Annotated in this window: 13 protein-coding genes; 8 read left to right on the top strand and 5 right to left on the bottom strand. The window is 39.7% G+C overall.

Annotated features, from left to right (window positions below):
* Positions 1-73: 73 nt before the first annotated feature.
* Genes IGJ39_RS13600 through IGJ39_RS13590 form a run of 3 tightly spaced genes read left to right on the top strand, consistent with a single transcriptional unit; the run spans position 74 to position 2,075 of the window.
* Positions 74-484 (top strand): NusG domain II-containing protein, encoded by a 411-nt coding sequence (locus IGJ39_RS13600; RefSeq protein WP_010733917.1) that lies wholly within the window; start codon positions 74-76, stop codon positions 482-484.
* A gap of 12 nt (positions 485-496) precedes the next feature.
* Positions 497-1,063, top strand: coding sequence for a Gx transporter family protein (locus tag IGJ39_RS13595; protein WP_010733918.1), 567 nt, complete (start codon positions 497-499; stop codon positions 1,061-1,063).
* Between the two features lie 22 nt (positions 1,064-1,085).
* Entirely contained in the window at positions 1,086-2,075 is a 990-nt protein-coding gene (locus tag IGJ39_RS13590; RefSeq protein WP_019722799.1) for a polyprenyl synthetase family protein, read from the top strand.
* 627 nt (positions 2,076-2,702) lie between these two features.
* On the opposite strand, the gene IGJ39_RS13585 is transcribed toward IGJ39_RS13590, so the two are convergent.
* The 3 genes from IGJ39_RS13585 to IGJ39_RS13575 form a co-directional block, all read right to left on the bottom strand.
* Complete coding sequence (locus tag IGJ39_RS13585; protein WP_019722527.1) at positions 2,703-3,470, bottom strand: hypothetical protein; 768 nt, start codon at positions 3,468-3,470, stop codon at positions 2,703-2,705.
* A gap of 235 nt (positions 3,471-3,705) precedes the next feature.
* Positions 3,706-4,572, bottom strand: coding sequence for a hypothetical protein (locus IGJ39_RS13580; protein WP_019722526.1), 867 nt, complete (start codon positions 4,570-4,572; stop codon positions 3,706-3,708).
* Positions 4,573-4,858: 286 nt separating this feature from the next.
* Positions 4,859-6,232, bottom strand: coding sequence for a hypothetical protein (locus IGJ39_RS13575; RefSeq protein WP_019722525.1), 1,374 nt, complete (start codon positions 6,230-6,232; stop codon positions 4,859-4,861).
* 302 nt (positions 6,233-6,534) lie between these two features.
* Here IGJ39_RS13575 and IGJ39_RS13570 point away from each other — a divergent pair, with 302 nt between their 5' ends.
* Entirely contained in the window at positions 6,535-6,768 is a 234-nt protein-coding gene (locus tag IGJ39_RS13570; RefSeq protein WP_019722524.1) for a hypothetical protein, read from the top strand.
* A 757-nt stretch (positions 6,769-7,525) separates the two neighbouring features.
* Here IGJ39_RS13570 and IGJ39_RS13565 read toward each other — a convergent pair.
* Positions 7,526-8,509 carry a biotin--[acetyl-CoA-carboxylase] ligase gene (locus tag IGJ39_RS13565; RefSeq protein WP_019722523.1) on the bottom strand — a complete coding sequence of 328 codons (984 nt, stop codon included), beginning with the start codon at positions 8,507-8,509 and terminating at the stop codon, positions 7,526-7,528.
* 478 nt (positions 8,510-8,987) lie between these two features.
* On the opposite strand from IGJ39_RS13565, the gene rpoB reads away from it, so the two are divergent.
* The 3 genes from rpoB to msrA all read left to right on the top strand — a co-directional run bounded on the left by rpoB (position 8,988) and on the right by msrA (position 17,150).
* Positions 8,988-12,605, top strand: a complete 3,618-nt coding sequence (rpoB, locus tag IGJ39_RS13560; RefSeq protein ID WP_019722522.1) for a DNA-directed RNA polymerase subunit beta — start codon at positions 8,988-8,990, stop codon at positions 12,603-12,605.
* An 80-nt stretch (positions 12,606-12,685) separates the two neighbouring features.
* The gene (gene rpoC / locus IGJ39_RS13555; protein WP_019722521.1) at positions 12,686-16,339 is read left to right on the top strand and encodes a DNA-directed RNA polymerase subunit beta'; all 3,654 of its coding nucleotides are present in this window, start codon (positions 12,686-12,688) and stop codon (positions 16,337-16,339) included.
* 286 nt (positions 16,340-16,625) lie between these two features.
* A complete protein-coding gene (msrA, locus tag IGJ39_RS13550; RefSeq protein ID WP_010733927.1) occupies positions 16,626-17,150 on the top strand; it encodes a peptide-methionine (S)-S-oxide reductase MsrA in 525 nt (174 codons plus the stop codon).
* A gap of 89 nt (positions 17,151-17,239) precedes the next feature.
* On the opposite strand, the gene IGJ39_RS13545 is transcribed toward msrA, so the two are convergent.
* Entirely contained in the window at positions 17,240-17,914 is a 675-nt protein-coding gene (locus IGJ39_RS13545; protein ID WP_438764983.1) for a prepilin peptidase, read from the bottom strand.
* A gap of 56 nt (positions 17,915-17,970) precedes the next feature.
* On the opposite strand from IGJ39_RS13545, the gene IGJ39_RS13540 reads away from it, so the two are divergent.
* The gene (locus IGJ39_RS13540; RefSeq protein WP_029593945.1) at positions 17,971-19,524 is read left to right on the top strand and encodes a gluconokinase; all 1,554 of its coding nucleotides are present in this window, start codon (positions 17,971-17,973) and stop codon (positions 19,522-19,524) included.
* Positions 19,525-19,591: the final 67 nt, after the last annotated feature.

Here is a 19,591-nt window from a genome sequence, read left to right as displayed (position 1 = left end):
CCTCTCATTCACAACCTTCGTTATTCATGGTAAAATTGGAGCAATCAAACGAGGAGAAAAAGGGAGTGAGTACTTGAAAGAATTTATTCAAAAAAGTTTATTAAAACCTTGGGATATCATCATTATTCTTTTGTTAGTCATGCTCTCATTCTTGCCGGTTGTCATCTTTAGTTATCAACAAGTGGATGCAACACCAAATAAAGAAGCGGTGCTACGAGTCGATGGAACAGAAATCAAAACGTTTCCGTTGGTAACTGAAACCAAAGCTTATACCTATTTATACGAAGATGATCATGGCGACAAAAACGTGATCGAGATCGATGGGGAACGAATTCGGATCAAAGAAGCAGACTGCGACGACCAGATTTGTGTTCGCCGAGGATGGGCAACGAATAATGGTGAAACAATCGTTTGTTTGCCTCACAAATTAGTGATCGAAGTGCGATCAACAGACGGGAGTGGGGAAGACAGTCTGATTTATTAGACGGTTCACGTCATGAGTAAATTACAAAAAATGATCTATATATCTTTATTAGTTGCCCAAGGTGTGATCATCGGTTTATTGGAAAATATGATTCCTTATCCTTTCGCTTTTGCGCCAGGTGCAAAACTAGGATTGGCTAATTTGATTACGATTGTGGCAATTTTTACAATGAAAAAACGAGATAGCTTCTTATTACTTTGGTTGCGTTTATTTTTGACCACGTTATTAGGCGGCACGATTTCGACGTTTCTTTATAGTATGAGTGGTGCGTTGTTGAGTTATGTAGGGATGTTGATAGTCAAACAACTGGGTCCTAAAAGAGTTAGCATTATTGGCATCAGCGCGACAGGTGGATTTATGCATAATGTCGGTCAGTTATTGACCGCGTCATTTATCGCACAATCATGGACAGTCATGCTCTACTTACCGATTTTGTCATTCCTAGGTATTCTATCAGGATTGGCCATAGGGATAGCTGCTAATTATCTGCTGAAACATGTGAGAACACTTCAGCGTTTCCAAGCAGACTATGATCGACAGACCAATAGTCAATGGCAATCGGTATTTCTGAAAAAATAAGCGTTATACAAGGAGTTTTTTTATGAAGTTACATCAAATGTGGGTGGACTATCCAACGATCCAAGTGGAATTGAACCAAACACTAAAAAAAATGGAAAGTGTTGTTCGGCTGAAAAACAAACCAGTAGAAGAAGCGATAAAAGAAACGATTCATGCAGGTGGAAAGTTACTGCGTCCGGCGTATCAACTATTATTTGCTCAATTTGGCCCGGAGCAAGATCGCGATAAAGCCATTTCGTTGGCAGCATCTATTGAGATGCTACACATTGCGACGTTGATCCATGATGATATCGTTGATGAAGCTGACTTACGCAGAGGACAGCCAAACTTACGTAGCCGTTTTGGCAATAGTGTCGCTGTTTATGCCGGAGATTATTTATTTGTTTGTTGTTTCAAACTCTTGTCCGAATATACCTCCTCCTTAAAGAGTATGCAATTAAATGCACGAAGTATGGAAAAAGTATTGAATGGCGAGCTCGGGCAAATGGATGATAGATACAATACCCAGTTGACGGTTGAAGAATACTTACAGAATATTTCTGGTAAAACCGCTGAACTTTTTCAACTTAGTTGTTTTGTAGGTGCATACGAAAGTGGCACAAGCGAACGTTTTGCAAAAAAAGCCGGGGATATCGGGTTAGCGATCGGCATGGCGTTTCAAATCATTGATGACATTTTAGATTATACAAAACAGAGCGAAGACATCGGCAAGCCTGTATTGGAAGACATTCGTCAAGGGGTGTATTCGTTACCTTTGATCTATGCGTTACAAACAGACAAAAAAGCAGAATTACTTGAATATTTGTCCAAAGAAAAACAAATGACACAAGCAGAAGCTGAGAAGATTCAACAATTAGTTATTGAGGCACAAGGGGTCGAAAGCGCCCAGAAGTTGGCAGAATCCTATACGAAACAAGCACTAAAAGAAATCAAAAAATTACCAAATACCTCAGTACAAACAAAAGAAACATTAGAGACTTTGACGTCATTGATCCTAAGACGGGCAGACTAAGTTATATAAAAATGTGGTTGTGACAGAAGTGTTCAGCTCCGAGAAATAAGCGTGAAACCCTGAAAATTGTTCTTCAAATTTTTGGGGTTTCACGCTTATGTCTGAAGGAGTTGCTTCTGGAACACCGTTTATTCGGTTCTAGGAGATGCAAGGTGAATCATGTCCCAGGCTCATTTTTTTCTTTGCACAGAAAAAGTGGTTTTGCACCTTCTGAAAGAAAGAGGTATGCTAAATAATAGGTATCGCATGGTGACTGATTTCCATTTAGTAGTTCCATACGTATCAGTAGTTTGTTGCTCTTAAAAACATGAACCATCAATAGAATGGACATGGGTCGTTTATCGAACAGGGGCTTACATCGTTTTATTTATGGACGTAAGTACATAAAGTGACGGAGGAAGAATAAAGGAGGGAAATCAAAGCACATAAGAAATAATACATAATATTGAGTGAACCATGGACAAAACAAGTAGTTAAAACATTCATTTTTTTGTTTATTCTGACAATCAGTATCGTTAACATTTTGGGGGAAATGTCGCTGAATGACAAGAATAGATGAGTCAATAAAAACCAGTGAAAGCCTTATGCAGTCCTGACTGATAAGGAAATCACTGGTTTTTTTATTTTTTATCTTCCAAGGCTCGGGCTAGTTTGTGGTCGATTGTTTCGCGAGTGGCTATCTTGTGTTAGATGATTGTTTTCTGTTTGGCGATGTGCATGATTGATCCTATCTTTCAATGTAAATTTCTGAGTCGCAGGTGAAATCTTTTTTTGTAATGATTGGGTCTGCACCTTATGATTAGCCTTCCCAACTTCTTTGTCAGTGTGATCGCGTTTTTGGGAAGGCTCCTCTTTATCCATTCCATTTACCAATGTTTTTGCATCAAACTTTATTTTTGGCTGTCGATTTGCATAAGGTTCTTTAGAGATACTTTTATGTGTTTCGTTGAACTTACGATTCGCTTCTGCAACAGCATTTACCACTTCTTTTTTTGTTCGGTCACGTATTTCAGGGAGTGGCGCATCTTTTTCATTCCTTTTAGTATCACTAGGAATTGTTTCGTAGATCGGTTCAGCAGAGTCTGTGTATCGTTCGACAAGTTTATCTACTTGTTTTGGCGACAACTTGTCGATTTTATCAAGTAATTCTTGCGCTCTTTGTTCATTATTTTTGATGCCAGCTGTTAGTTCCCTATATTTTTTTGAAGATGTGGAACGATCACTAAGCTGTTCTCTTTTTTCCTTTAGCTCTTGGATTCTAGCTACTGTATTCATCAGGCTTTTTGTCAGTTGCTTGATTTCTGTAGCAGGACTTTTTGGTAGATGCTTACTCAATTCCCTTGAACGCTGTCTCATCTTTTCTACTGACATAATATTTTCTTTACGATTATCCATAATTAGTTCCTCATCTCTTGTCTTAGTTACATAAACAAAAATAGCATTTTAATCTTCGTGATTTATACCGATAATTTCTAAGTAGAGAAAATTAGTGTAAGCATTTCTTGCTCTTGAAACATAAGCGAGAAAACAAAGAGGAGGAAAGTATGCTTGATAGCAGAAAACAGGAGATCGACCATTATTTTTGATCAATCTCCTGAATTATTTTGTTTAGTATGAAGCTGTTTTATTTTTAAATTGTATGGCTAGTTTTTGGTCGATTGTTCAGTGTAGGATTTGCCTTTTCTTGGGCGTTCGCTTTGACCTTTTCCTGTGCGTTAGCTAACTTCTCAGTCAATGGCGGTTTCAGAATACCTTTTATAGGCTCTCCTTTTAAAGTTTTAATCTGATCAATCAATAATTTTTTTTGGTTCATTAATTCTTCTTTATTTTTTCTACCAAATAAATTCATGATTTTGCCAGTTAACGTCTTATTTCTTTGTTTAATAGTAGCTAGTTTTTTTTCCGTTTGCTCTAACTTTTTATTGGCTTTATCTAACGAAAGATTTTGACTCATATTATCCTTGATTGGTTTTTTTTTGATTTCGATCGTTTTCTCTCTTTTATCAATAGACTTTGAATCTATATCTTTATGGATTTCATTGAATTTATCATTAGCAGATTTAACAGCCGACTGAATTTCTTCTTTTGATCGAGCCCTTTTTAATGTGATTGGGACATCGATCTCTTCCTTCCTTTTTTTTCTATCTCCAGGAATGGTTTCATAGATAGGTTCATTCATGATTTTCTCATTGCTCTTCGTGACGCTTTTGTCTTGAGTGAAATGGTTATCTATGTATTTTTCCAATCTATCCGCATGTGCGGGTGAAATTTTTTCGATTTTTTCATATAACACATGAACTCTTTTTCTATGAGTTCTGATAGCGTCTGTTAATTCCTGATGTTTTTCTGAAGATTTAGATGTATCCCCAAGCTCCGCTAGCTTTCCTTTTAACTCTTCAATCTTATTCTCAGAGTTGATAATTTGATTCGATAGTTGAGTGATTGCTGTTTTCTCTCCCTGTGTGATTGGTTGCTTATCTTGCTCATTCTTAGCCATATCTATCTCCTTCTCTTATTCGTTATACATAAACAAACATAACATTTTTTTATTGGTAAACAGGACCGATAATTTCTATTAAAGAAAATTTTCGATATGAATCTTGTGATAATAAAACGTTGTAAAATTAACATTGAAAAGGCGTATTAATTGAATAATAGAATGTGTTCATTGGAATACCGTGTATCTTTTTGTAATGGAATAAATCATATAAAATAACTATTTATAAATATATGGATTACTTGAACAACTTTAGCTAGAAAATCTTTATCGGTGTGGGCGATGCTCATGATCTGCTAAAGCTAGGTGATTGTGTTCGATCTCCACGTGGTTTTTGATTTTTCATTTGTTGTTCTTGTTTATTATGAGCGTCAGTTACTTGTTCTTTAAATGTTGGTTTTAGGATACCTTTTTGTGGTTTTTTTTGCGGTTGCTCGAGTTTGTTTATCAAATCAGTTTTCTTTTCCTTTAAACCTTGGATTTTTTTTCTTTGAAAGGCATTCGCAATCAGACCGATGATACTTTTTTTCCGTTTTTGATACTTTTGCAATTTGCTCTCAATTTTCTGCAAATTACGTTTAGTTTCTTGGATAAACTTCTTCTGTTCGGCGGCTTTCTCTTTCTCTGAGAGGGTTTTTCCCGTGTCTATTCTTAGCTTTTTGTTCATTTTAGGTTCAGGAGATGAATTGCGGTAAGCTTGATTGAACTTTTCATTAGCCTTTTCTACTTTGATTGTAGAGATTTCTTTAGGTGTTAATGGACACGCGACTTTGCCATAAGGGGAATCAGCAAATTTTGTTTCTAACTTCGTTGCAGTCTTTGAATCAATCGTCTCCAGTTGACGGTAAAGATTGTCTGCTTGTTTTCGATGAAGTTGGATGCCTTCAGTATATATAGCGAATTCTTCTTTTACGTTAGGGTTGCTAACGAGACCATCTCTTTCTTTTGCAAGCGCCTGTATTGTTTTCTCTGTATTTATGATCTTTTCTGTTAGGTTATCGATTTTTTCTGTTCGTTTTTCCTGTTGCTGTGCGACTGATTGCCGAGGCGTAGAAAGCTTTTGTGCGACAGACTGACGAGGTTCAGATGTTACTTGAGAAACGGATTGTCGTCTCGGCGACTGACCGACAGATTCTCGGCGAACACTTTTCGTTTGCTGGCGTTCTTGTTCTTTTAGGACAAGCTTCATTGCGCGATGACTGTAGATGTTATTTCGATTATTACTTAGTTCTTTATTTGCGTTATTGAGTTTGGTTGTTGCCTTGTTATATTCATCCGGATTGGCTGTTCTGCTAGAAAGTTTTTTTACTTCACTTTTAATTTCCCTGATTTGTTCATTTAACTCTCTGTCTTTTTCGGTTAAACGCTCAATTTTCTGGTCAATTTGTTTAGCAGACAACTGGATATTTTCAGCTGTGATCGATGCTGTTTGTTGTGAGAATTTTTTTACAACGTCTAATTGTCTACTGATTCTCTGAAAGACGTTGTCAGAAAGATTCGGCGCTTTTAAATTTATAGTTAACGATTGTTCTTTGATCAATATGTGTAATCTCAAGCGAGACAAACTTTCTTGACCGATTGCTTGTGGATTTAAAACACCATCTCTGATGGCTGTATTTAAAAATCTTGTCACCTCTATATTTTTTTTAGTTTTATCCATTGTTTCTCCTTAATTATCTTTATTAATATATAAAAAAAATATCATTTTTCAACTCGTGGTATGTACCGATTATTTCTATAATATGTAAATTTTTAGTATTGATTTTTTCTAAAAGGTGTTATTTGGATTGATTGGCAGAGCAGAGGTGACTTTCGTTCATGTTATGGATTAAATCACTCAAATGGATTGTTTTGTTTATTTAAAACAATCTTTTTTTGTTTTTGGAAAAAAATTGTTCCCAGCAAGAAAAATTCCATGCTATATTCTGGATTAAAGAACGCTATGAATAAAGGAGAGCAGCTGTGAGAAAACAATATACATCAGAATTAACGCAATTAACGGTGATTGAGATCGTAACAAAACTAAGTGAGAAGAAAAGAAATTTTTCATTTCGTGATATTGAAGAAGAGTATCAGCAACCTTTGTCTGCGGCAGATAAATTTTTGATCCGCTGTTTGATTGTAAAAAAATTCAACTTGAAGATCGAATATTTTTCTTCTTCTAAAGCGAATCAATTACAATTTTGCAAAATTTGAGAATAGTCCATTGAGGCTGGGATGACCCAGTAAGAGATCGCTGAATCTAATGTGGAAATAAAAAATGTTGTAATTCAATACAAAAGAATTCATTCATTTTTTTATGCGTTATGATACAAACAGAACGACAGCAAAACAAAAAAGGGGGCGTTAAATGGAAGAGGGTTCTGTATAGGAAGAAGTGGAGAAAGCAATCGTTGGTCTTCAATAGATAAGCTTATAAATGACTTAGAAGTAGTAAATAGAGGAAACAACACACATAGAACACCACTTGATTGCCGAAAACTATTTCGGGGAAAAATAGTTGCTCGGTCTCACTTGCTTGACGACGTGCATCACAGATTGCGACAGCGCATCTAGATAAAATCGTAGGCAAATGTTATCAGGTGTCCATTAGTATTGACAGGCAGTAGTTTGATTGTTCTACTGCTACTGACAATAGCACATAGTACTATCCGATTTAAAAAGGATATCGAACATAGAACTAAAACATAGAACTAAAACATAGAACTAAAACATAGAACTAAAACATAGAGTTAAAACATAGAACAAACATAGAACAAACATAGAAATTAGATGTAGACTCAAAAGTAAAATAAAACACATAATGTAGTACCTCAAACATAGAATCAAGCACATAGTAGAAAAATATAGTACATCGTAAAGAAGCTTGCATGTTTTCTCGTGACATCAAGCTTATGAAAATAAAGCGAGCATGACAAACCCACCATTGATAAAAAAGAGGCTAGGAAACGAACTAGCCTCTTTTTGCTGATGGTAGCCCATCGATTTCTGTTAAGCTGACTTCACCAGAGAGTAGTTGGAAGCGCTGGTTTGGCGTATCTACGATCAGTTCTCCTTTTGGACCGATTGCCTGGGCAATTCCTTGATAAGATTTTCCTTGTCGGGTAAAGCTGACAGACTTACCTAGGACAAATGACCGTTCTGTGTAAAGATCAAAATAGGTGTGCGAAGGGTCGGCTAAATACCTAAAGAAATGTTTCCAAATCGCGCAGATCAATTGATTTCTAGTCATCGATGCTTCACCATCAGGAAACAAGGAAGTCGCTTTTTGCTGGATCTCATCAGGAAATTGCGTGTGAGGGATCGAAAAATTCAAGCCCACACCAATAATCACTGAACGAATTTCACCACTTTCCATATCGCTTACCGCTTCAGATAAAATTCCACAAACCTTTTTCCCTTCAAGGTAGATATCATTGACCCATTTGATCATGGCATGTTTTCCTGACGTTTCTTGAATCGCTTTGACACATGCACTGGCAGCAATCAACGTATATTGTGGCAATTCCTCAAAATGCTTTTGTGGATGCAATAATAGGCTCATGTAGATTCCTTGACCTGGTTGAGCGAAAAAGGAACGTCCAAAACGTCCATGGGCTTGTTCTTGTGTATCCGCGATAAATAAACTAGGTTTCGTAGTATCCATATTAGATGCCGATTTAGCATCTTTCATGGTGGATTCAGATTGTGATAATACCTTCACTTGAACATCAAAAGAGGATAATGCTTGGGAAATCTCTACAGGATCTAATACATCGGAGGGGAGATAACGATACCCTTTCGCTTGATGGTCAAAGCGAAAACCTTCTTTTTCTAATTCTTTGATGGCTTTCCAAATACTCGTTCGGGAGACATTCAGTTGTTGGGCGATTTTTTCACCGGATAGAAATGTCGGAGTATTTTTTAAAAGGTGTAGTACCTTGGCTTTTGTCGTCATCGATCAAGCTCCTTTCTACTATTTATATATTAGCAGATTTACGATCGAATGAGGACAGCGCGTCATACTTTTTGTTTGAGTCGCTATAAAGACGAAAAGATTTTGTGAGGAAGAGTCACTCAATTAGGAATGGACGAAATTGGAACAAAAAAGAAAGATTAAGAAACAATTACGAAAATTTACAGGAAACGCCAGGAAGTGTTGACTTTTACGTTTAAACAGTGTATTATATGAAGTTGCAAAAACTATCTGATGAAGCGAAGGCAGAAACGAAATATTGTCCGTTTCGGCTTTAATATAAGGAAACAAAAGTAGAAGCTCACGTAGGCAAGTACTCAAGAGAACGTTCTATTTTTGGTTTTTTTTTGCCTAAAAGCCGCAAAAAATGTCTGTTGTTACCTAAATATAATATTTTTAATATTATTGTAACAATTGATCGGGTAGTCTTTTTGAATGACATTTTAGAGGGGTGAAGAGCTTGGCTGGACACGTAGTAAAATACGGAAAACATCGCGAACGTAGAAGTTTCGCACGAATCAGTGAAGTGTTGGAATTACCAAATTTGATCGAAATTCAAACAGACTCGTACCAATGGTTCTTAGATGAAGGACTAAGAGAAATGTTTGAAGATATTTTGCCAATCGATGACTTCAATGGCAATCTTTCTTTGGAATTTGTAGATTATGAATTGAAAGAACCAAAGTACACAGTAGCAGAAGCACGCGCACATGACGCAAATTACTCTGCACCATTACATGTGACTTTACGTTTAACAAACCGTGAAACAGGCGAAATCAAAGCCCAAGAAGTATTCTTCGGTGATTTCCCATTGATGACAGAGCAAGGTACATTCATCATCAACGGTGCGGAACGTGTTATCGTTTCCCAATTAGTCCGTTCACCAGGTGTTTACTTCCATGGGAAAGTAGACAAAAACGGTAAAGAAGGATTCGGTTCCACTGTGATCCCTAACCGTGGTGCATGGTTAGAAATGGAAACTGATGCAAAAGACATCTCTTATGTACGTATCGACCGCACACGTAAGATTCCATTGACTGTGTTAGTTCGTGCATTAGGTTTCGGTTCAGATGACACGATTTTTGAAATCTTTGGGGATAGTGAAACATTACGTAACACGATCGAAAAAGATTTACACAAAAATGCAAGTGATTCTAGAACAGAAGAAGGATTAAAAGACATCTACGAGCGTCTTCGCCCAGGCGAACCAAAAACAGCAGATAGTTCACGTAACTTGCTGAATGCCCGCTTCTTTGATCCAAAACGTTACGACTTAGCAAATGTTGGTCGTTACAAAGTAAACAAAAAATTAGACTTGAAAACACGTCTATTGAACTTAACGTTAGCTGAAACGTTGGTTGATCCTGAAACAGGCGAGATCATTGTTGAAAAAGGAACAGCTTTGACCCATCAAGTGATGGAAACATTAGCACCGTTCATCGACAATGGTTTGAACTCAGTGACTTACTACCCAACAGAAGATGGCGTAGTCACTGATCCAATGACTGTCCAAGTGATCAAAGTCTTTTCACCAAAAGACCCAGAACGTGAAGTTAACGTGATCGGTAACGGCTACCCAGACACAACAGTGAAAACTGTTCGTCCAGCGGATATCGTTGCTTCAATGAGCTATTTCTTGAACTTGATGGAAGGCATCGGCAACGTGGACGATATCGACCACTTAGGAAATCGTCGTATCCGTTCTGTCGGAGAACTTTTACAAAATCAATTCCGTATTGGTTTAGCACGTATGGAACGTGTCGTACGTGAAAGAATGTCAATCCAAGATACAGAAACATTGACACCACAACAATTGATCAACATCCGTCCAGTTGTCGCAAGTATCAAAGAATTCTTTGGTTCTTCACAATTGTCTCAGTTCATGGACCAAACCAATCCATTGGGCGAATTGACACACAAACGTCGTCTTTCTGCCTTAGGACCTGGTGGTTTGACTCGTGACCGTGCCGGCTATGAAGTACGTGACGTTCACTACTCCCACTATGGCCGTATGTGTCCGATCGAAACGCCTGAGGGACCAAATATCGGGTTGATCAATAGTTTATCTAGTTACGCGAAAGTAAACAAATTTGGTTTTATCGAAACGCCGTATCGTCGTGTTGATCGTGAAACTGGCCGTGTGACAGAACAAATCGATTACTTGACAGCAGACATCGAGGACCATTATATCGTTGCCCAAGCAAACAGTAAGTTGAATGATGACGGTACATTTGCTGAAGAAATCGTCATGGCTCGTGCCCAAAGTGAAAACTTAGAAGTATCGATCGATAAAGTCGATTATATGGACGTTTCACCAAAACAAGTAGTTGCGGTAGCGACAGCATGTATTCCTTTCTTGGAAAACGATGACTCCAACCGTGCCTTGATGGGTGCCAACATGCAGCGTCAAGCAGTGCCATTGATCAATCCACAAGCACCTTGGGTTGGTACTGGTATGGAATATAAATCAGCTCATGACTCAGGAGCTGCGTTACTATGTAAACACGATGGTGTAGTTGAATTTGTTGATGCTGCTGAGATCCGCGTACGTCGCGACAATGGCGCATTAGACAAATACTCAGTAACAAAATTCCGTCGTTCAAACTCTGGAACAAGTTACAACCAACGCCCAATCGTTCATTTAGGTGAGAAAGTCGAAAAAGGGGATACCTTGGCAGACGGCCCATCAATGGAACAAGGTGAAATGGCTCTAGGACAAAACGTCTTAGTCGGTTTCATGACTTGGGAAGGATACAACTACGAAGATGCGATCATCATGAGTCGTCGTCTTGTCAAAGATGATGTGTACACATCGATTCATATTGAAGAATATGAATCAGAAGCTCGTGATACAAAATTAGGACCTGAAGAAATCACTCGCGAAATCCCGAACGTCGGTGAAGACGCATTGAAAGACTTAGACGAAATGGGGATCATTCGTATTGGGGCGGAAGTCCAAGACGGTGACCTATTAGTCGGTAAAGTAACACCAAAAGGGGTAACTGAACTTTCAGCAGAAGAACGCTTATTGCATGCGATCTTCGGTGAAAAAGCACGTGAAGTACGTGATACTTCTCTACGTGTACCGCATGGTGGAGGCGGGATCGTTCACGATGTGAAGATCTTTACTCGTGAAGCTGGCGATGAATTATCACCAGGTGTCAACATGTTAGTTCGTGTGTATATCGTTCAAAAACGTAAAATCCATGAAGGGGATAAAATGGCCGGACGTCACGGTAATAAAGGGGTTGTTTCCCGTATTATGCCGGAAGAAGATATGCCATTCTTACCTGATGGAACACCGATCGACATCATGTTGAACCCACTAGGGGTACCATCACGTATGAACATCGGACAAGTATTGGAATTGCATTTAGGGATGGCTGCCCGTCAATTAGGCATCCACGTAGCAACACCAGTATTTGATGGTGCAAGTGATGAAGACGTATGGGAAACAGTTCGTGAAGCTGGTATGGCTAGCGATGCGAAAACTGTTCTTTATGACGGACGTACAGGTGAACCATTTGACGGACGCGTGTCTGTCGGTGTGATGTACATGATCAAACTTGCTCACATGGTTGACGACAAGTTACATGCACGTTCAATTGGACCTTACTCACTAGTTACGCAACAACCATTAGGTGGTAAAGCGCAATTTGGTGGACAACGTTTTGGGGAAATGGAAGTTTGGGCACTGGAAGCATACGGTGCGGCTTATACCTTACAAGAAATCTTGACATACAAATCAGATGACGTAGTCGGACGTGTGAAAACATACGAAGCAATCGTCAAAGGTGAACCAATTCCAAAACCAGGTGTACCTGAATCCTTCCGCGTATTAGTCAAAGAATTACAATCACTAGGATTAGACATGCGTGTCCTAGACATCCAAGACAGCGAGATCGAACTTCGCGACATGGATGACGAAGACGATGATTTGATCACAGTGGATGCTTTGACAAAATTCGCTGAACAACAAACAGCAAAAGAACTAGAAAAACAAGCTGCTGAACAAGTCGAAGATGAAAGACAAGATATCATCCAAAACTTTGAAACCGCAGAAGATAATTTAGACTAATCCGGTCTGAGATACTGTGAGGCGGTCGAAGATCAGCCGCCTTACGGTTTTGCCATTAAACGAAATGGAGGGAACCCCTTTTGATCGATGTAAATAAATTCGAAAGTATGCAAATAGGTTTGGCTTCTCCCGAAAAAATCAGAAGCTGGTCTTACGGTGAAGTAAAAAAACCTGAGACGATTAACTATCGTACCTTAAAACCTGAGCGCGAAGGGTTGTTCTGTGAGCGGATTTTTGGTCCTACAAAAGACTGGGAATGTGCCTGCGGAAAATACAAACGTATCCGTTATAAAGGAATCGTTTGTGATCGCTGTGGTGTGGAAGTGACTCGTTCAAAAGTTCGTCGTGAACGTATGGGTCATATCGAATTAGCAGCACCTGTTTCACATATCTGGTATTTCAAAGGTATTCCTTCTCGTATGGGTCTTGTATTAGACATGAGCCCACGCGCATTAGAAGAAATCATTTACTTTGCCTCATATGTTGTTATTGAACCAGGAAACACAAGCTTAGAGAAAAAACAATTGTTGACTGAACGCGAATACCGCGAAAAACGTGAACAATATGGCCAAGAATTCCAAGCAGCAATGGGCGCGGAAGCAATCAAACAATTACTTGATAACGTTGATTTGGATGGCGAAGCGGCTGAATTGAAAGAAGAGTTGAAATCTGCACAAGGACAAAAACGTACACGCGCGATCCGTCGTTTGGACATTTTAGAAGCATTCCGTGCTTCTGGCAATGAACCAAGCTGGATGGTCATGGACGTTATCCCTGTCATCCCACCAGATCTACGACCAATGGTCCAATTAGAAGGTGGACGTTTTGCAACAAGTGATTTGAACGATCTATATCGTCGTGTGATCAACCGTAACAATCGTTTGAAACGTTTGTTAGACTTGAATGCACCAGGAATCATCGTTCAAAATGAAAAACGGATGTTACAAGAAGCGGTAGATGCGTTGATCGATAACGGTCGTCGTGGCCGTCCTGTTACAGGACCAGGTAACCGCCCATTGAAATCTCTTTCTCATATGTTGAAAGGGAAACAAGGTCGTTTCCGTCAAAACTTACTTGGTAAACGTGTCGACTACTCTGGTCGTTCAGTTATCGTCGTAGGTCCTTTCTTGAAAATGTACCAATGTGGATTACCAAAAGAAATGGCGATCGAATTGTTCAAACCATTCGTGATGCGCGAATTAGTTCAACGTGAACTTGCTTCAAACATCAAAAATGCGAAACGCAAAATCGAACGTCAAGAAGATGAAGTTTGGGATGTCTTAGAAGACGTCATCAAAGAACATCCAGTTCTATTGAACCGGGCACCTACGCTTCACAGATTAGGTATCCAAGCATTTGAACCAGTTCTTGTCCAAGGTCGTGCGATCCGTTTGCATCCATTGGTATGTGAAGCTTACAATGCCGATTTTGATGGAGACCAAATGGCCGTTCACGTACCGTTGAACGAAGAAGCACAAGCAGAAGCACGTATGCTGATGTTAGCTGCTCAAAACATCTTGAATCCAAAAGATGGTAAACCAGTTGTTACACCTTCTCAGGATATGGTTTTAGGAAACTACTACCTAACAATGGAAGAAGAAGGTCGTGAAGGCGAAGGAATGGTCTTTAGAGACCAAAACGAAGCAGTCATCGCATGGCGTAATGGCTACGTTCATTTACATTCACGTATTGGTGTGAACCCAACGACATTAGGGGACAAACCATTTACAGAATGGCAAAAAGAACGCACAATGATCACGACTGTTGGTAAGATCATCTTTAACGAGATCATGCCACCAGAATTCCCTTACTTGAATGAGCCAACTGACTTCAACTTGACTGTCCAAACACCGGACAAATACTTTGTTGAAGCTGGAACAGATATTCCTGCTCACATCAAAGAACAAGAACTAGTTTTACCATTCAAGAAGAAAAACTTAGGAAACATCATCGCCGAAGTCTTCAAACGTTTCAAAGTAACTGAAACATCTAAGATGCTTGACCGTATGAAAGACTTAGGATACAAACATTCAACACATGCAGGTATCACTGTAGGGATCGCCGACATCAGTGTCTTGAATGAAAAACAAGTGATCATTGACGAAGCACATAAACAAGTAGAGTCGATCACGAAGCAATTCCGTCGTGGATTGATCACTGACGACGAGCGTTATGAACGAGTAATCGCTGTTTGGAACTCTGCGAAAGACAGCATCCAACAAAAACTGATGGAAGGTTTGGAAGCGAAAAACCCAATCTTCATGATGTCAGATTCTGGTGCCCGTGGTAACATCTCCAACTTTACTCAGCTTGCTGGTATGCGTGGATTGATGGCCGCACCGAATGGACGTATCATGGAATTGCCGATCATTTCGAACTTCCGCGAAGGACTTTCTGTCTTGGAAATGTTTATCTCAACTCACGGGGCTCGTAAAGGAATGACCGATACAGCCTTGAAGACAGCCGATTCTGGTTACTTGACACGTCGTTTAGTTGACGTTGCCCAAGATGTCATCATTCGTGAAGAAGATTGTGGCACTGACCGCGGTCTTGAGATCCAAGCAATCCGTGAAGGAAATGAAATCATCGAATCTCTTGAAGATCGTTTGATTGGACGTTACACACGTAAAGAAGTTCGTCATCCTGAAACCAACGAAATGATCATTGCCGGAAATCAATTGATCTCTGAAGATGTTGCAAAACAAATCGTTGATGCAGGTGTTGAAACTGTAACGATCCGTTCTGTCTTCACATGTAATACAAAACATGGTGTCTGCAAACATTGTTACGGACGTAACTTGGCAACTGGTTCTGACGTTGAAGTCGGAGAAGCAGTTGGTACCATCGCCGCTCAATCAATCGGTGAACCAGGTACTCAGTTAACAATGCGTACGTTCCATACGGGTGGGGTTGCCGGAGATGATATCACTCAAGGTCTTCCTCGTGTCCAAGAAATCTTTGAAGCACGTAATCCGAAAGGGCAAGCAGTGATCACTGAAGTAACAGGGGATGTTATCGATATCTCTGAAGATCCTGCAACACGTACTAAAGAAGTAACGATCAAAGGGAAAACAGATACACGTACGTATACAGTGCCTTACACTGCACGTATGAAAGTCGCTGAAGGCGATATGATCCATCGTGGTGCACCATTGACAGAAGGATCAATCGATCCAAAACAATTGTTGCAAGTACGTGACGTTCTATCTGTTGAAAACTATCTATTACGTGAAGTACAACGTGTTTACCGTATGCAAGGGGTAGAAATCGGCGACAAACATATCGAAGTAATGGTTCGCCAAATGCTTCGTAAAGTGCGCGTCATGGACCCAGGCGATACAGAAATCTTGCCAGGGACACTGTTAGATATCGCAGACTTCAAAGACCAAAACTACAATACGTTAGTTGCTGGTGGCGTTCCTGCGACATCTCGTCCAGTCTTGCTAGGTATCACAAAAGCATCATTAGAAACAAACAGCTTCTTATCAGCTGCATCCTTCCAAGAAACAACTCGTGTCTTGACTGATGCTGCGATCCGAGGCAAAAAAGATCCACTTCTTGGTTTGAAAGAAAATGTTATCATCGGTAAGATCATTCCAGCTGGTACTGGTATGCCACGTTACCGCAACATGGAACCAAAAGAAGTTGGCGTTGCAAGTGAAAACGTGTATAGCATTTCTGACATCGAAGCACAAATGGCTGCCGAAGATGCAATGAATGAACAAACACGATAAACCATGATTCATAGAAAGAAGGTCAAGTTCCTGTTTGAGGGACTTGACCTTTTTTTTGTGGATAAACTAGAATCAAGGAAGTAAAAGGTAACTGTGGATAAAAGAAATGGCAATAGATATCCACAGGGGATAATTATTATGTGTACCAAAATTTATCCACAAGTTTTCAAATAATAAAAGAAAAACAATAAAAATAGGCTAAAAATACCGGTAGGGGGTAAAATAAGCATATTACTATTTATTTCAATGAAAACGAGTATGATAAAACCAAAGGAGCTGATAAGAAATGGCAGTGAAAAAAGCTGTATTTGCAGGTGGCTGTTTTTGGTGTATGGTCAAACCGTTTGAAACACAACCAGGTATCCTCTCCGTTACTTCCGGTTATACTGGAGGACATGTACCAAATCCAACCTACGAACAAGTGACGACTGGAACAACAGGTCATACGGAAGCGGTAGAAATCGAATATGATCCTGAAATCATCACCTATGCACAATTGGTCGAGATTTATTGGCAACAGACCGATCCGACAGATGCTTTAGGGCAGTTTGCTGATCGTGGGGACTCTTATCGTCCGGTCATTTATTATAGTGATGAAGCAGAACGTGAAGCCGCAGAGAACTCAAAACAACAGTTACAAGCAAGTGGCCGTTTCGATCAACCGATCGTCACAAAGATCGAACCTCGTACGACCTTTTATCCCGCAGAGGAGTATCATCAAGATTACTACAAGAAAAACAAGATCCATTATCAGTTGTATCGTGAAGGCTCTGGTCGGGCGGGATTCCTTAGAAAAAACTGGAAAGACTAGCAGTATAAGTTACTAGAAAATATGAATTTTAAGTAATAAGAAAAGAGGAAGGTCGGACATTTTGTTCTAGATGCTTCTTCTTTTTTGTGCTATCGGAAATAGAGGACCAACCATAAGGCAATACTCAGAAAAGGAACGAAAGGGAGATGCTTTCTTTTCTTATGGAATAAAGCAGTGATACAAAAATAACTTAAACCAAGACAACTTGCGATAAACATAAGCATGAGAAAATGTGTGGAGGCTAACCCACTACTCCAACTAAGTAAGAGTAACGTATCGCCTGCGCCTAAATAAGCTTGCCCATAACGCAGCAAACCGTAACTGATCAAGCCGAACGCTAAGCTGGTTTCTAAGTGAAACTGCTCAGTCAGCACCCAGTAGGCCCATAAGAAAGTCCATGAGAAATAGAGGATGCGAGTGTCGATCGCAAGGTAAAAAATATCCATCAACGAAAATAAAAAAGCAGTGAATAGCCAAATCAAATGAACTGTATCTGGCGAATAGCATCCTGCATACATAAATAGCGTACCGCTGATCAACTCTGCCAGTGGATACATGGGTGAAAGTTTGGTCTGACAAGAGCGGCAACGAAATCGTTGCATGACAATCGAAAGTAATGGAATCAACTCATACCAATGCAATGTTTGGTGACAGTTGACACAATGTGAACGAGGGGAAATAATAGAAAGGTCTTGAGGAACGCGTTGTGCGACTAAGCACAAAAAAGAACCAAAGCAACAACCAATGATAAAATAAAGAAACATCAGACCAACCTCCTTTTGATTAAGATACGCAAAAAAGGAGAAGAGAGGTGGAAAAAATAATGATTGCAGTCGGGGTCGATATCGGTACTACGCAAACGAAAGCAGTTGCATTCAATGAACAAGCAGGAGAAGTAGCTACAGCCTACTTTCATTACCCGCTGATCCAAGAAATTCAAGGCATGGCTGAACAAGATCAGGAATTGATTGTCCATGCAGTGTATACGGTCATCAATGAAGTGATCCAACAATTGCCAGCACAGACAATCCAATTCATTTCATTTTCAACAGCCATGCACAGCTTGATTTTATTAGATAAAAATAAAAAACCTTTAACTCGTATGTTTACTTGGGCAGACACTCGTGCCGTCAATGAAGCAGAAAAATTAAAAGCAACTGAAAAAGGTCGAGTGATCTATGAACGGACGGGTACGCCGATCCATCCAATGACACCATTGATCAAAATCAATTGGTTGAAAAACGAGTTTCCTGATTTATTTGAGCAAGCGGCTTATTTTGTAGGGATCAAAGACTATCTTTTTTATGAGCTGTTTGCTGAATTAGTCAGTGATTATAGTACTGCTTCTGGCACAGGGTACTTCGATATCCACCGTTTCCAATGGTCAGAGCCTATTCTTGAAGAGTTAGGGATACAAGAAGAGCAATTACCGAGAGTAGCACCTGCGACTACCCAGTTCACGAAATTAACAGAACAAGCCCGTACGAGGTTTCATTTTGATCAAGAGATTCCATTTATTTTAGGTGGAGCCGATGGGCCATTATCCAATTTAGGCTTAGGTGCATTTGGTGAGACGACGGCAGCGCTGACTGTCGGTACCAGTGGCGCATTACGATTTATTTCGAATCGCCCAAAGCTCCATCCAACAATGGAAACCTTCTGTTATGTTTTGGATCAAACACACTGGGTCATCGGAGGAGCAACTAGTAATGGCGCAGGGATCTTTGATTGGGCGGTCCATACATTGATGCAAGATGTCGTTCAACGAGCTAAGGAACAAGGAGAAGATCCGTATCAAGCAGTCCTTTCGGAAATCGCTTTTGTCCCGCCTGGCGCCAATGGGCTGATTTTTCAACCGTATTTATTGGGTGAACGAGCACCTTTGTGGGATGCGGAGGCATTTGGAAGTTTTATTGGTCTACAACGATGGCATACGGAAAAAGACATGATGCGAGCGGTCCTGGAAGGGGTTTGTTTTAATCTCAAACGAATTTTGCGAGGTATCTGTCCACCCGATCAAGTGATTGAGTTACGTGCAACTGGTGGCTTTGCTCAATCAGTGTTATTTCGGCAGATCATGGCAGATGTATTGGGACAACCTATCCGTTTTCCAAAAGTTAAAGAAGCCTCAGCGTTAGGGGCAGTCATATTAGGTTGGCAGAGCCAAGGCAGAATCGAAACATTAGGTGAAGCTTCCGCATATATTGAATTAGCACAACAAGTGGCTGTTCAGAAAAAGGCCAGCCGCATGTACAACAAAATATATCCTTTGTTTGTTTCAACACAACAAGAATTAAGCCGCTATTCTCAGTTATTTGCGGAACTACGAGAGGATCTCTCAATAGAGAGGATAGATGAAGAAGGCGAATCGTAAATGATGACATTAGTTATATTTTCTATTTAGTTGGCAGATTTTTTGCTATTTAAAAAAAGCATTACTC

The organism is Enterococcus sp. AZ140 (assembly GCF_051714405.1).
GTDB classification, from domain to species: domain Bacteria; phylum Bacillota; class Bacilli; order Lactobacillales; family Enterococcaceae; genus Enterococcus_B; species Enterococcus_B pernyi.
Note: the sequence above shows the minus strand (reverse complement) of the source record. Positions and strands in the feature narration are given on the sequence as shown.